The organism is Mesorhizobium sp. WSM4822, from assembly GCF_055811155.1.
This window is the reverse complement of sequence record NZ_JBVVQM010000007.1, coordinates 226,505-240,651: the sequence shown is the minus strand read 5'-3', so window position 1 is coordinate 240,651 and position 14,147 is coordinate 226,505. Positions and strand designations below refer to the sequence as shown.

At 62.7% G+C, this 14,147-nt stretch carries 15 protein-coding genes; 7 read left to right on the top strand and 8 right to left on the bottom strand.

Features of this window, described 5'->3' with window-relative positions; translation table 11 throughout:
• Positions 1 to 55: 55 nt before the first annotated feature.
• From AC0L3E_RS18125 to AC0L3E_RS18115, 3 genes are all read right to left on the bottom strand, one after another.
• Positions 56 to 1,012 (bottom strand): alpha/beta fold hydrolase, encoded by a 957-nt coding sequence (locus tag AC0L3E_RS18125; protein WP_127321899.1) that lies wholly within the window; start codon positions 1,010 to 1,012, stop codon positions 56 to 58.
• 43 nt (positions 1,013 to 1,055) lie between these two features.
• Complete coding sequence (locus AC0L3E_RS18120) at positions 1,056 to 1,541, bottom strand: SRPBCC family protein (protein ID WP_128309477.1); 486 nt, start codon at positions 1,539 to 1,541, stop codon at positions 1,056 to 1,058.
• A 372-nt stretch (positions 1,542 to 1,913) separates the two neighbouring features.
• A complete protein-coding gene (locus AC0L3E_RS18115; RefSeq protein WP_127269873.1) occupies positions 1,914 to 2,162 on the bottom strand; it encodes a ParB N-terminal domain-containing protein in 249 nt (82 codons plus the stop codon).
• A gap of 155 nt (positions 2,163 to 2,317) precedes the next feature.
• Between AC0L3E_RS18115 and AC0L3E_RS18110 the strand changes: the two genes are divergently transcribed.
• From AC0L3E_RS18110 to AC0L3E_RS18090, 5 genes are read left to right on the top strand one after another with little or no spacing between them, the layout of a single operon-like run.
• A complete protein-coding gene (locus tag AC0L3E_RS18110) occupies positions 2,318 to 3,961 on the top strand; it encodes a N,N-dimethylformamidase beta subunit family domain-containing protein (protein WP_128309904.1) in 1,644 nt (547 codons plus the stop codon).
• Position 3,962: 1 nt separating this feature from the next.
• Positions 3,963 to 5,342, top strand: coding sequence for an aminotransferase family protein (locus tag AC0L3E_RS18105; protein ID WP_473605290.1), 1,380 nt, complete (start codon positions 3,963 to 3,965; stop codon positions 5,340 to 5,342).
• Positions 5,343 to 5,346: 4 nt separating this feature from the next.
• Complete coding sequence (kce, locus tag AC0L3E_RS18100; RefSeq protein ID WP_473605289.1) at positions 5,347 to 6,276, top strand: 3,5-dioxohexanoate:acetyl-CoA acetone transferase; 930 nt, start codon at positions 5,347 to 5,349, stop codon at positions 6,274 to 6,276.
• 12 nt (positions 6,277 to 6,288) lie between these two features.
• Complete coding sequence (locus tag AC0L3E_RS18095) at positions 6,289 to 6,804, top strand: GNAT family N-acetyltransferase (RefSeq protein ID WP_128310022.1); 516 nt, start codon at positions 6,289 to 6,291, stop codon at positions 6,802 to 6,804.
• Positions 6,801 to 7,829 carry a histone deacetylase family protein gene (locus AC0L3E_RS18090; RefSeq protein ID WP_473605288.1) on the top strand — a complete coding sequence of 343 codons (1,029 nt, stop codon included), beginning with the start codon at positions 6,801 to 6,803 and terminating at the stop codon, positions 7,827 to 7,829. The genes AC0L3E_RS18095 and AC0L3E_RS18090 overlap by 4 nt, the downstream gene beginning before the upstream one ends.
• 15 nt (positions 7,830 to 7,844) lie before the next feature.
• On the opposite strand, the gene AC0L3E_RS18085 is transcribed toward AC0L3E_RS18090, so the two are convergent.
• The 3 genes from AC0L3E_RS18085 to AC0L3E_RS18075 form a co-directional block, all read right to left on the bottom strand.
• Complete coding sequence (locus AC0L3E_RS18085; RefSeq protein ID WP_473605287.1) at positions 7,845 to 9,110, bottom strand: cysteine desulfurase-like protein; 1,266 nt, start codon at positions 9,108 to 9,110, stop codon at positions 7,845 to 7,847.
• A gap of 52 nt (positions 9,111 to 9,162) precedes the next feature.
• Complete coding sequence (locus AC0L3E_RS18080; protein ID WP_128309814.1) at positions 9,163 to 10,230, bottom strand: aldo/keto reductase; 1,068 nt, start codon at positions 10,228 to 10,230, stop codon at positions 9,163 to 9,165.
• Positions 10,231 to 10,345: 115 nt separating this feature from the next.
• Complete coding sequence (locus AC0L3E_RS18075; protein WP_128309813.1) at positions 10,346 to 10,801, bottom strand: hypothetical protein; 456 nt, start codon at positions 10,799 to 10,801, stop codon at positions 10,346 to 10,348.
• 391 nt (positions 10,802 to 11,192) lie between these two features.
• Between AC0L3E_RS18075 and AC0L3E_RS18070 the strand changes: the two genes are divergently transcribed.
• Positions 11,193 to 11,357 carry a hypothetical protein gene (locus AC0L3E_RS18070; RefSeq protein ID WP_023810361.1) on the top strand — a complete coding sequence of 55 codons (165 nt, stop codon included), beginning with the start codon at positions 11,193 to 11,195 and terminating at the stop codon, positions 11,355 to 11,357.
• Between the two features lie 55 nt (positions 11,358 to 11,412).
• Here AC0L3E_RS18070 and AC0L3E_RS18065 read toward each other — a convergent pair whose 3' ends face one another.
• Complete coding sequence (locus AC0L3E_RS18065; RefSeq protein ID WP_127267825.1) at positions 11,413 to 11,919, bottom strand: DUF1993 domain-containing protein; 507 nt, start codon at positions 11,917 to 11,919, stop codon at positions 11,413 to 11,415.
• Between the two features lie 137 nt (positions 11,920 to 12,056).
• Here AC0L3E_RS18065 and AC0L3E_RS18060 point away from each other — a divergent pair, with 137 nt between their 5' ends.
• On the top strand, positions 12,057 to 13,109 hold the full coding sequence (locus AC0L3E_RS18060) for a DUF1176 domain-containing protein (protein WP_473605286.1): 1,053 nt from the start codon (positions 12,057 to 12,059) through the stop codon (positions 13,107 to 13,109).
• A gap of 29 nt (positions 13,110 to 13,138) precedes the next feature.
• On the opposite strand, the gene AC0L3E_RS18055 is transcribed toward AC0L3E_RS18060, so the two are convergent.
• Entirely contained in the window at positions 13,139 to 13,990 is an 852-nt protein-coding gene (locus AC0L3E_RS18055; RefSeq protein WP_473605285.1) for an alpha/beta hydrolase, read from the bottom strand.
• Positions 13,991 to 14,147: the final 157 nt, after the last annotated feature.

Genomic DNA, 14,147 nt, shown 5'->3' with positions numbered 1-14,147 from the left:
TGTCATGGCTGCCATGGAATGCCGGCTGCCCGCCAACAGCCGGCGGCTTTGGCGTTCACTCCGTTTCGCCGACGACCTCGTCCCAGGTTTTGACCTTGGTCTGGCCGTTGAGGAACGGCAGCGCTGCGGCCGTCAGCTCCGGCGCGAAGAAGGTATCGTAGTGGGTGCGGTTGGGCAGGATCGCCAGGCGGTTCTGCGACAGGTTCTCGCGCATCCAGCCGGCGTCCTTCAGCCCGCCGCCGAGCATCTGATAGAACTTGATCTCGTGTTCGGGCTTGTACATATCGCTGTCGCCATAGACCAGCATGACAGGCATCTTCAGCTTGGCGACGTCGGCCGAGTAGTCGCGGTTCTGACGCATGAAGCCGCCCAGCGCATCGAGGAGCTTCGGGAACTCCTCAGGATGCGGCGCCACGGCGACGTAGGATTTGTACATCGGCGTGTCCTTCATGAACTCAGCCGCGGCCGCGCTCACCTGTGCCTGCTGGGGACGCATCTCGTCATAGAAGCCGTCCGTGGCGTAGCCGGTCGATACCAGGACGAGGCGGCGCACCGCTTCGGGATTCTGGACGGCCATGCGGAAGGCGACGCCGCCGCCCAGCGAATAGCCCATGACATCGACCTGATCGTAACCGAGCGCCTTGACGATGGCGGCCATGTCGTCGCCCATCGCCTCCACGGTGAATGGGCGGTCGCCCAGCGCGGTGCGACCGTGACCCTGCAGGTCGACGCCGATGACGGTGCGGTTTTCGGCAAGTTTCGGCAGGATCGGCGCGAACATATCCGTGGTGCCGAGACCGCCATGCAGCAGAAGCAGCGGCTCGCCCTTGCCATAGATGGCATAATAATAATTCAGGCCGTTGATCGGCAGCAGGCCGGACTTTTCCGGCTTCGGCAGTGCGTTCGTCTCAGTCGTCATGGCGGGTTTTGTCTCCTCCGCATTGGTGGTGCCTGGGCAGCCAACGAGCGCTGCAACCGAAGCAAGAATGGCGAAAAACAGGGTTTTGGACATATCGATCTCCTCTCGTCATGCCGGTATCAGAGCGTCAGGCGGATCAAAGCGTTTTGGCGAGTTCTTCGAGCTGGTCGGCGCACTGTCCCCAACCCTCGTGGAAACCCATCTTCTCATGCTGTTCGCGGTCGGCGACGCTCCAGTGCCTGACCCGAGCGATGTAGCGGGTCTTGCCATTGCCCTCGTCCTCGAAGGTCAGCGCGACGGTCATGAACGGCTTTTCCGAAGGCTGCCAAGCCTCTGTGTAGGCGTCGGTGAGGACGATCTTCCTGCGGGGAACGACTTCGAGGAAGACTCCCGGGTTGGGGAATTCGTTGCCGTCCGGGCTAGCCATGACGACAAGGCTCGAGCCGCCGGTGCGCACATCCATCTCGGCGCGCGGCGTCGTCCATGGTTTTGGCGAGAACCAGCGCGTGATCAGTTTCGGGTCGGTCCAGCAGCGATAGACGTTCTCGCGCGGTGCATCGATGATGCGGGCGAGAACCAGTTCACGGTCATTGGTGGGGGCGATGTCGAGCTTGATGGTCATGATGGCGTCCTGCGTTTGATCTGGCTTCCGTCCCAAGGACGAGCCGATGAACCGCAAACCGACATCGGCCAGTGAAAAAATGTCGGCACCGTCTCGATGGGCCAAGGCGTTCCCCACCTTCGTCATCCACGGGCGGAGCAGGAGCGGAGCTCCGTCGCGGAGACCCGAGGATCCATGCCGCGACCGTTGTCGAGGAATGCAGCGGAGCAAGAATTCCGCACCGTCGTGACGCGTTGGAGTCGCGGCATGGATCCTCGGGTCTGCGCCGCGTCGCTGCGCTCCTTGCTCCGCCCGTGGATGACGAAGCGATCAGGGTTCGAGCCAATCGCCAAGGCATTCGATAAAAACTTCTGCGCCGAGAAACTCGATGCGTCAGTGGCGCTTGGCTTGCACCAGATAAGCCTCGATCTCGGTCTCGCCGAGCCACCTTGCCGCCTCCAGCCGGTGCAGGCCTTCGACGAGGATGTGGCGCTTGCCGTCATGGCGGACCTGGATCGGCGTCTTCATGCCGTTTTCCAAAATGTCCTCGGCCAGATGGCGAACGGTCTCGGGATGCAGCGTCTTCTTGCGCGCCGTCGGCACGTAGATCTCGTCGACCTTGACCTTTTGCACTCTGAGCATTCCGACCCCCGTGGCGGAAACGCCGCCTCCCCTGAGATAGTCCGTTTGATGGAGGCGGCCAAGGGTGCGGCTAGCGAATGCTGGCCCGATCGTTTCTATTTGACGCGTGACCGGCAGATCGCCGAAATGGCGGCCCTCGACCTTTTCAGGTGTTCATGACCCATCTGCCGACCGAATTCCCCGATTTCGGACTGACGCCGGAGCAGCGCCGCCACGCGGTGCGTGGCCATTATTACGAATGGCCGGGGATGGATGGCGAGCGCGGCGAGATCTGGTGCTACAGCGACCGGTTTTCCTATCGCGCCGGCGAAACGGTGGCGTTGCATGTCAGTTCGACAGCTCCGAACTTCGGCATGACAATCACCCGGGATGGCGGCAGCGAGACCAAAGTGTTCGAAAAATCGGGCATCGCGGCACGCCGGCAGGACACACCCGACCAGTGTTCGGCTGAAGGATGCGGCTGGGACGCTTCGTTCGAATTCCGTGTCGAGAACGACTGGCCGTCCTGCGCCTATCGGGTCACGCTGACCGCCGACGGGCGCGACGGCAAGCCGATCCAATCCCACCATATTTTTATCGTCAGCCCGCAGCCGGGCCGTAAACCCGGCCGTGTGCTGCAGGTGGCGGCGACGGGCACCTGGCTGGCCTACAACACCTGGGGCGGTTCCAACCACTACCAGGGCATTACCGGGCCGGACCGCAACCAATACTCGCCCATCGTGTCGACACAGCGCCCCTGGTGCCGTGGCTTCGTCGTGCTGCCGAAAGATGCGCCGCGCGTGCCGCTGGAAGTCGCCGTACCGCCCAAGACGATCCCGCGCTATCCGCACATGGAATGGGCGCTCGCCACAGGCCATTCGAAAAAGTACGCCTCGTCGGGTTGGGCCAGCTATGACAGCCATTTCTTCCGCTTTGCCGAGCGAGCCGGCTATCAAGTCGATCTCGCCAGCCAGCACGATCTGCATTTTTCGCCGGAAATTCTCGACGGCTACGACTGCGCCGTCTTCGTCGGCCACGACGAATATTGGACCTGGGAAATGCGCGATGCCGTCGACGCCTATGTCGAGCGTGGTGGTCATGCGGCGCGCTTTGCCGGTAACTTCATGTGGCAGACGCGGCTTGAGGACGAGGGCCGCCGGCAGGTCTGCTACAAATATCGCTCGCGTGCCGAAGACCCGGCCTATCTCCCAGGCGGCGACGTCACCCGTGCCACCAATTCCTGGGAAGCGCCGGAAATCGGCCGGCCGGGTTCGGCTACCTTCGGGCTCAACGCGACGCGCGGGGTCTATACCGGTTGGGGCGGCTGCGCGCCGCGCGGCGTGCGTGGTTTTCCGGTCTACCGGCCCGAGCACTGGGCCTTTGCCGGCACCGGCATCTATTATGGTGACCTGTTGGGGGCCGACAGCCATGTCTATGGCTATGAGGTCGACGGGCTCGACTTCGAGATACTCGGCGGCCTGCCCTACCCGACCGCTACCAGCGGCGCGCCAGACGGCTTGCAGGTTCTCGCCGTCGGCATGGCATCCCAGGTCGAGGAAAGCGCCGATATCCCGATCGAGGACCAGTTCCTCACCGACGAGGATGGCCGCTTCACCGCCGAGACGCTGTTCGGCGAGGCGAGCGACGCCAATCTGGAAAAGGTCAAACGCGGCAACGGCATGATCGTCAATTTCCCGCGCGGCAAGGGCGAGGTGTTCCACGCCGGAAGCTGCGAATGGGTCGCCGGCCTGCTAAGACAGGACCCGATGGTCGAACGCGTCACCAAAAATGTCCTCGATCGTTATCTCGGAAAGCCCTGACATGTCGAAAGTCCAGACCGCCGCGCAAGCCACCGACGCCCGGCGAGACTCGCATCTGTTCTATCTGTCCAGCCTGCGCCGGCCGCTGATCGACCGCGCCGAGGGCATCTATATGTGGACGCAGGACGGCCGCCGCTTCATCGACGGCTCGAGCGGCCCGATGGTCGCCAATATCGGCCATTCTAACCGCAATGTGCTGGATGCCATGAAGCGGCAGATGGACCGCGCCACCTTTGCCTATCGGCTGCATTTCGAGAACGAGCCGGCCGAGGAGTTGGCACGCGAACTGGCCGGCAAGCTGCCGGAAGGCATGGACCGAATCTTCTTCGTCTCGGGCGGCTCGGAAGCGACGGAATCCTGCATCAAGCTGGCGCGGCAATGGGCCGTCGCCACCGGCCAGGCCAGCCGCTGGAAGGTGATCACCCGCTTCCCCTCCTATCATGGCGGCACGCTGGGTTCGCTCTCGGTCACCGGCGACGATGCGCTGGCCGAAACGTTCGAGCCGATGATGCGGGCTATGCCGACCGTGCCGGCGCCGAATGCCTGGCGTGACCGCGACAATCTCTCGATGGAACAGCGCGGCATCCGCTATGCCGACATGCTGGAGGAGAAGATTCTTGCGGAAGGTCCAGACAGCGTGGTCGCTTTCATCATGGAGCCGATCGGCGGTGCGGCGACCGCGGCACTGGTCGCGCCGGACAGCTATTATCCGCGCATCCGCGAGATCTGCGACCGCTACGGCATCCTGCTCATCCACGACGAGGTGATGAGCGGCGCCGGCCGCACCGGCAAATTCCTCGGCGGCGACCACTGGAACTGCAAGCCCGACATCATCGCGCTGTCGAAGGGGCTGGGTTCGGGCTATGCGCCGCTTGGCGCGCTCGCCGCCCCGATGCGGCTGGTGCAGCCGCTGCTTGACTCCGGCGGCTTCCAGCACGGCCACACCTATGCCGGCAATCCGCTGGCCTGCGCCGCCGGGCTTGCCGTGCTCGGTGAAATGGACCGGCTTGGCCTGATCGCCAATGCGGCCGCCATGGGCGACGTGCTGATGGACGGACTGAAGGGGCTGGCGAAGCGGTTTCCGTTCATCGCCGACGTGCGCGGCAAGGGCCTGCTCACCGGCGCCCAGATGGTCGCCGATCCAGAGACCCTGAGGCCGATCGACCAGACCAAGAAAGCCACGCAGCGGCTGCTCGACCTCGCCTATGAACGTGGGCTGATCATCTATGGCCGCAGGGTCAAGGGCGGCGTCGACGGCGACAATTTCATGGTCGCGCCGCCGATGATCGTCACCAGGGAACAGGTCGGCGAGATCGTCTCCATCATCGGCGACTCGCTGGAGGTTCTCGCCTCCGAGCTCGACCTGCCGGTCGAAGGGTAAAAGCATGGGCCTGAGAAAAGTCATCATCACCTGCGCCGTCACCGGCTCGGTGCACACGCCGTCGATGTCGCCCTATCTGCCGGTGACGCCGGACCAGATCGCGGCGGACGCGATCGCCGCGGCGGAAGCCGGCGCGTCGATCCTGCATCTGCACGCCCGCGACCCGAGGGATGGCCGCCCGACCGCCGATCCGGACGTCTACATGCAGTTCCTGCCGCGCATCAAACAGGCGACCGATGCGGTGATCAACATCACCACCGGCGGCTCGTCGCTGATGACGCTCGATCAGCGGCTGGCAGCCCCTTTGCGGGCTGAACCCGAAATGTGCTCGCTCAACATGGGTTCGATGAATTTCGCGCTGTTCCCGATGCTCGACAAGCCAAGGGAATGGCAGCACGAGTGGGAATCCAAGCTGCTCGAAGCGACGCGCGACACCATCTTCAAGAACACCTTCGCCGACATGGAGGGCGTGCTGGAGCGGCTGGGCAAGGGCTGCGGCACGCGCTTCGAATTCGAATGCTACGATGTCGGCCATCTCTATTCGCTGGCGCATTTCCGCGACCGCGGGCTGGTGTCGGGGCCGCTGTTCATTCAGTTCGTGCTGGGCATTCTTGGTGGCATCGGCGCCGACCCGGAGAACCTCGTCCATATGAAGCGGATCGCCGACAAATTGTTCGGCGACAGCTACCAGTTCTCGGTGCTGGCCGCCGGCCGCCAGCAGATGCCGCTGATTTCGATCGCCGCGGCGATGGGCGGCAATGTCCGGGTCGGGCTGGAAGACAGTCTCTATGATGGCCGCCAGTTGGCGAAATCCAATGCCGACCAGGTGCGCCGCATCCGTGGCATTCTCGACGGGCTGTCTCTGGAGGTTGCAACGCCAACCGAAGCGCGCGACATGCTGGCGCTCAAGGGCGGCGACCGGGTGGCGTTTTGAGAGACGACCGTGATCAATCCAACATCCAATGACGTCCTCTTACGCCCCGGCCGGATCGACGACGTCGAAACCATCCACGCGGCGATCCTGAAGCTCGGCACGCATATCGGTGCGCCGGAAGAAATCATCTCCACACCCGACGATCTCAGAACGTACGGCTTTGGCGAAAAGCCCGCCTTCTCGACCCTGATCGCCGAAGTCGGCGGGGAATTTGCCGGGCTTTGCCTGCATTTCCCGATCTTTTCGACCTGGATGGGGCGGCCTGGCGTCTATGTGCAGGACCTCTATGTCGAGGACCGGTTTCGCGGCCGCAAGATCGGCGAGCGGCTGTTGCGGCATGTTGCGGCGCAGTGCCGGAAAGAAGGCGGCGTCTATCTCCGACTGTCGGTCGACACGGACAATGAGGGTGCCAAGACCTTCTACGAAAGGCTGGGCATCGCCTGGTCGAGCTATGAGCAGACGCAGAAGATCATCGGCGAGGCTTTCTTTGCCTTCGCCGATGCGCCCCAGAACGAGGATCCGGAATGAAAGCCTTCTATGCCGAGGAACAGAAGCGTCACGACCCCAAGGCCTTCCTGTCAAGCGGTGCGGCACAGCCCAATCCGGAAAAGCCGGAGCGCGTCGAGAGATTGTTAGCCGGCGCAAAATATGCTGGCTGCACGATCGAGCGACCTCGCAACCATGGGCTCGGCCCGGTCGCGGCTGTGCATACGCCCGAATATCTGGATTTCCTCGAGCATATCTACGCGCGCTGGCAGCGCATCGAGGGCGCTTCGGCCGAAGTGATCCCCAACATCCATCCGATCGCGCGCAACGGCTCCTACCCGGCCTCGGCAGTCGGCCAGGCCGGCTACCACATGGCCGATACTGCTTGCCCGATCTCGGGCGAGACTTGGCAAAGCGCGCTGTGGAGCGCCTGGAGCGCTGTCGACGCGGCCGAGGCGGTGATGTCAGGCGCGCCGGCCGCCTATGCGCTGAGCCGCCCGCCCGGCCACCATGCCTTTGCCGATGTCGCCGGCGGCTTCTGCTTCATCAACAACTCGGCCGTCGCGGCGCAGGTTCTGCGTAAGCAGGCCGCACGGGTGGCGATCCTCGATGTCGACCTGCATCACGGCAACGGCACGCAAGGCATCTTCTACGCACGGCCGGATGTGCTGACCGTCTCGCTGCATGCCGATCCCGTGCGCTTCTATCCGTTCTTCTGGGGCCATGCCGACGAGCGCGGCGAAGGGCCAGGCCTCGGCTACAATTTCAACCTGCCGCTGCCGCGCAAATCCGCCGATGCGGCGTTTCTCGAAGCGCTCGCGGTGGCGTTACAGCGTATCCGCGCTTTTTCGCCCGACGCGCTGGTCGTGGCGCTCGGCCTCGACGCGTTCGAGGGCGATCCGTTCGGTGGACTTTCGATGACGACGCCGGGTTTCTCGCGCATCGGCGAGGCTATCGCAAAGCTCGATCTACCGACGGTCATCGTCCAGGAAGGCGGCTATCTCTGCGACGAACTCGGCGACAATCTCACCGCGTTCCTCACCGGCTTCGGCGGCAAGACGCGGTGAATGCTCAAGCCAGCGTCAGGAGCGCTGCTGCCTGAGCATGGCGATCACACGGTGTACGCTCTCCAGCGTCTGGTCGATTTCGGCTGTAGTGTTGTAGTGGGCGATGCCGATACGCACGACGCCATGCTCGGCCGGAATGCCGAGCTGGTGGACGATCTCCCAGGCATAGTTGTGGCCAGACCACAGGAAGATGTTTTCGGCGTTCATCTGCCGCACGATCGTTTCGGGCACGATGCCATCGACGGTGAAGGAAACCGTCGGCACGCGCTCGCCGAGCCGCTTCGGATCGGTGATGCCGTGGATGGTCAGGCCCTCGACATCGGACAGGCCATCGATCAGCTGTTGCGCCAGCGGGTTTTCATACGCGATCGAAACCGCAAACGCCTTGGCAATTTTCTGCCTTCTTGAACCGCCCTCGCCCGCCGCCGCGCCAAGGTCGGCAAAGTAGTCGACCGCGGCGGTGAGACCGGCCATCAGCTCGATCTGCGGCGTGCCGAGTTCGAACCGCTCCGGCAGGCCGTTGGAAGAGCAGCGGCACTTGTAGGGCTCCAGCGTCTCGACGACGTCGCGCCGGCCCCACAATATGCCCATATGTGGGCCGAAGAATTTGTAGGCCGAGCAGATCAGGAAATCGCAGCCGAGCTCCTGCACGTCGATCAGACCGTGAGGCGCGAATTGGACGGCATCGACATAGACAAGGGCGCCGGCATTCCTGGCCATCGCAGTCAGCGCCTTCACCCGATTGATCGAGCCGGTCAAATTGCTGGCGTAGTTCAACGCGACCAGCCGTGTCTTCTCCGAAAACAGACCGGCCAGCGTCGCCTCTTCGACCTGCCAGCTCTTTTCATCGAACGGCAGCCAGCGCACGACGAGCCCGAGATCCTCGGCAAGTTGCAGCCAGGGCGAAACATTGCCCTCATGATCCATGCGGGTGAGGATAATCTCGTCGCCGCGCTGCATCGTGCGGCCGAGCGTGCGCGACATGTGATAGGTCAGCGTCGTCATGTTGGCGCCGATGATGATTTCCTCGGGGCTTGCGGCGCCGAGGAAATCGGCCATCGCCTGATGCGCCTCGTCGACGACAACTTGCGCGGCAATCGTCGTTTCGAAAAAGCCGCCAAGGTTGGCATTGGTGGTCAAAAGGCAGCGCGACACCGCGTCCGCCACTGCCTGTGGCACCTGCGTGCCGGCCGGATTGTCGAGATAGATGCGGCGGCGGCCCTTGTCGGTCAGGAAGAGAGCCGGAAATTTTTCACGCACTGCCTCGACTGGAAAATTCATTGCTGCTCGCTCCCTTGGAATTGTCGAGTATTCGGCCTGCAGCCAGTCCCGTTCAGGGACAGGGATTGCCGACCCGCTGGTGGATCGCGTCGACCGCCTTCTGCATTTCTTCTGTCCAGGTGACGTCGACGGAAGACAGCGCCATGTCGAGCTGCGAAAGCGTCGTTGCGCCGACGATGTTGGAGGTTACGAACGGCCGGCTCGAGACATAGGCATTGGCAAACAGTGCCGGCTCCAGGCCAAAGGAGCGCGCCAGCTCATTGTATTCAAGTTGTGCTTCAGCGGCACCTGGCGTCTCGTAGCGCTGGCCGCGATTGAACAGCTGCGAGCGGGACCCCTGCGGTCGCGCGCCATGGTCGTATTTGCCGGTGAGATAGCCCTGGGCCAGCGGCGAATAGGGCAGCAGCGACACTTGCTCGCGCTCGCAGACCTCGGCGAGGTTCACCTCGAAAGTGCGGTTGACGAGATTGTAAGCGTTCTGGATCGACGCGACGCGCGGGCCGATGCCCTTGTCGGCTTCGGCAAGGAACCGCATCACGCCCCAGGAACTCTCGTTCGACAGCCCGAAATGGCGGATCTTTCCAGCCTTCACCAGTTCGTCGAAGACGGCAAGCGTCTCGGCGATCGGTGTTTCGTCGGCCGGTGCGCCGACGGAATCGGCGCGCGGCGACACGGCGCCGACGCGCGTCGGGTTGGCGCCCCAGGGGATATCCCGCTCCGGCCAGTGGATCTGATAGAGGTCGATATAGTCGGTGCCGAGCTTGGCCAGCGACTTGTCGATGGCGTCAAAGATATCGGCGCGCACCAGTTGCGACGGCCTGTCGCCGCGAAACCAGCTGTTGGCCGTGCGGCCGACGACCTTCGAGGCCAGGATCACCTTGTCGCGGTTGCCCTTGGCTTTCATCCAGCTGCCGATGATCCTTTCGGTCCGTCCCTGCGTCTCCGCCTTGGGCGGGATCGGATAGAGCTCAGCGGTGTCGATGAAATTGACGCCACGCGAGAAAGCCAGGTCCATCTGGGCGTGGCCTTCGGCCTCGGTGTTCTGCTGGCCCCAGGTCATGGAGCCCAGGCAGATCTGGGTCACAAGAAGATCGGTCCGACCGAGACGGCGTTTGTGCATGGGATTCGGCTCCGGAGGAAGGCTGGCGCGACTGCGCGGAGGAAGCCGCATCTATAAGCAAAGCAGAGCCGCTCTCCAAGCCTCGCCAGACCGACTTTTGCGTGAACCAGCCGGGTTAGCGGCGAGCACCGGCCAGTGCACGGCGCTTGGCTTCGTCGATCAGCATGTTGGCCACTTGCATGCGGATCATGGCGCGCTGGCGCAAATGCGGGGCGACACGGTCGGGATGGTTGGCAAAGGCAAAGCGGCGGCGCATAGGACCGAAATCGGCGACCTGCCTGGGCTGATTGAGGCCGAGTTCGACGGCGATGGCTTCCGGATCGATCGGCGGCAGCTTTTCCTCGGGCTTTGGCTCTTCGCCGGCGAGAGCCAGCTTGGCATGATCGAGCAAGGCGGCGAATTCCGTCGCCAGATCCGCGCCCGCCTCGCGATATTCGGCTGCGGAAACCTTGATGCGGCCGGAATGGAGTTCATCGGCCACCGAAAGATAGTCGAACGGGATGGATGGACGAGCGCCGGCCTCTTCGCCCTCGCCATTCTTGTCGGGGGCGATAAATAGGTCGTCGAGCAACGAAGCGAAATCCCGCTTGGCGCCAGTAGCGATGTCAGCCTCCCCCCGCCCGACCATTCGGGTACCGAAGCATAGAACCGGCTCGTTAAAAATGCATGCCACCGATCTTAACGAATTTAGCCGTCGCCTGCACCGCTTGACCCATCGCAACCCCAAGAACAAAAATTCAGACTGTATTTTTTTGCAGTCCGGAATTCGCCAGGTGTGGCGAGGAAAACCGGCCATGTAGCCAGCATTCGAGGCTACGATACGCACCGGCCAAAAGTTTCGCCCGTTAGAGAAAATGTCGAAAAATTCGCCAAGACATGGCAGGTATGCAAATGCTGCACTGCACAATTGTCACGATTCAACTATATTGGCGGATGTGGAGGACCAATTTGGGGCTTGAATCATGGGTTTCTTCACTGAAATGTTCGCCCGGCCGCGGCCGCAGGAGCATCTGAGATACCGCTCGGCGCTCGCGCTGCTTCATTCGATGAGCAATGCCGACCGCGCCGACATCGGTATCAAGCCGGCCGACTTCCCCCGCATCGCCCGCGAAATGTCCATTCGCTAGGTACTTCCGGAGATGTCCCGGATCGATCCGGGACATCTCCAAAAAACTCAATTCCCTAGCGCGTTCCCAGGAATGTCGCCTTGCCCAACGGCACGCCATTGTGGCGAAGAATGTCGTAGGCCGTGGTGAGGTGGAAATAGAAGTTGGGCATAGCCACATGCAGCAGATACTGCAGGCCGGGCATCGAGCTTTCGCGCCCGCCAAGCTTCAGCTCGATGATCTTGTCGTCGGAGCCGTCGAACTCGGCAGCCGAAAATGTGCCCAGAAGGTCGAGGGTCTTGGTGATGCGCGCCTGAATTTCGGCGAAACTCGCCTCGTTGTCCTCGTATCTCGGCACGTCGCGCCCGGCGAGTCGTGACGGCGCGCCCTTGGCATGATCGGTGGCGATCTGCACCTGCCTGGTCAAGGCGAACATGTCTGGCGCCAGCCGCGCCGTCAGAAACACCTGCGGGTCGATCTTGCGGTCAAGCGCATTCTGTTCGGCGGTCGCCAGCACATCGGAAAGCGCTTTCAGCCTGGCCGAAAACACCGGCACGGACGCCTCATACATCGATATCGTCACGTCAAATCTCCTGTCCGGCCGAACGCCGGCGGACGCGACGTAGCGCCTTCGCGCGCGATTCTTCAAGTCCGTCGAGCCTGCGTCACCACGTTGCCGCAATCGCCGTCGTAGAATCCTCTATCGAGCGGAGGTTCCCGATGAGACGCGCCCTTTTCGCAGCGACTGCCTTTCTCTCCCTGGCACCGATCGGCCAGACGGTATTGGCTGCCGACGATGCCCCCGAAGCACCCTATATCGACGATCGGTCGAGCGCCGACGCGGTTGTCCGTTCGCTGTACAGCGCCATCAGCCGGCACGAATTCGCCCGCGCCTGGGGGTATTTCGGCGATACAAAGCCGGCAAAGGATTTCGACAGTTTCGTCAAGGGTTTTGATGGGACCCACAAGGTCGAGGTCGAGACCGGAGCTGTTTCCGACGAAGGTGCGGCTGGCAGCATTTTCTACAACGTCCCCGTCGCCATTCGCGCGACGGACAAGGCCGGCGGCGAAAAGGTCTTTGCCGGTTGCTATACGCTGCGCCAGGTGAATGCCCAGATCCAGGCGGAGCCGCCCTTCGATCCGATCCATATCGAAAAAGGCGCGCTGAAACCCTCCACCGCCGATTTCGAAGAGGCGCTGCCGCCAAGCTGCGGCGACGGGCCGCCACCGCCAAAGAAAGACACCGCACTGGAGCAGGCCAAGAAGGCCTTTCTGGCAACCTATGGCGACCAGTGCGACAAGCAGTTCCTTGCCAATGAGCCGACCGTTTTTTCGATTAAATACAAGGACAAGGATGCGCAGCCCGGCGAACCCGACAAGGAGACGCGGCTGTTCCATTTTTCCTGTTCGGCCGCGGCCTACAATGAAAGCTCGATCTACTACATGACCGACGACGTGTCGGGCGTGCAGCAGTTGCAGTTCGCCGAGCCCAAGATGGACATCCGCTACGAGAACAATGACAGCAACGGCAAATTGCTGGGCATGAGTATCGTCGGTTTCCAGACGTCCGGCTGGGCGGTCAATTCCGACTATGACGAGGCTGCCCACACGATCACAACATTCAACAAGTGGCGCGGCATCGGCGATGCGTCCGACGCAGGGACGTATCTGTTCCGCAACGGCAATTTTTCGCTGGTCCAGTATGACGTCGATGCGTCCTATGACGGCGAGCAAAATCCGGAGACGGTTGTCGACTATAACACCGCGCCCTGAGCATCACACGAGCTTGCAGGCTGCGTCGATCAGGGCGCCTTCGACAGCATCCAGTTGAGCGTGCCGCGCCAGTCGGTCATGCGGATCGGCGTGCCATGGGTGCCGGTCTCGAAGCGGACGAAGCGGGTCGGATAGGTCTTCGATTTGGTCAGGATCGAGCGAAAGAACGCCTCCTGCTTTGCCACGGGGTAGACGACGTCGTGGCTGCCCTGGCCGAAGAAGACCGGCACGCGGCGCTTGAAGGCCGGGCTGGTGAAAAAGCTCTCATCCCACAGCGAACCGAGCAGCAGCAGGCCATTGATGCGTCCGCCTGTATCCTTGCGCGCGGCCAGCTTCCAGCATAGCGCGCCGCCCATCGAGCCGCAGGCGACGAAGATCTTCGCGCCTGGCGACTGTTCGGCATAATGACCGATCAGCGCCGCCACCTGCGCCGCTCCCTTGTCGCCGAAATCGGGGAAATCAGGACTGAGATAGAGGCCGCCATTGCCGGCCATCAGGTTCTTGAGCCGGTTGAAATTGCCGCCGAAGGTGAAGTCGTCGACACCCTGCTTGCGGCTGCCGCCCTGCCCGTGCAGATAAAGCACGATGATGCCGGCGCCCTCGGTCTTGCCTGCGGCGACATGCCTGACATCGCCGGCATCGGTTTTCAGCAACAGATCCTGCTGCATCTTGCGGACGCCGGTGTCGGTGTATTGGGCGTTCACCCGCCGCTCCGGCACCTGGTCACGCTGGTTGATATCGCGCATCTCGCGGTAGTCGATGACGGTATAGGCGCCATTGGTGTCGGACGACAGCGTGGCTGGATAGGCGAACAGATCGTCCTTGAAGGGTTTTAGTTCGAGAGCGGCAGCGTGGGCAGCTGAAGAAACCAAGAAAAGCATTGCTGTGAGGAAAGCGCGGACCGCCCCCCTCTGGCCTGCCGGCCATCTCCCCCTCAAGGGGGGAGATTGGATGCGCCTTCGGTTTTCGCCAATCTCCAAGGCCGCAGGATGGACGCCGCCATCGAAACTGCCGATCTCCCCCCTTGAGGGGGAGATG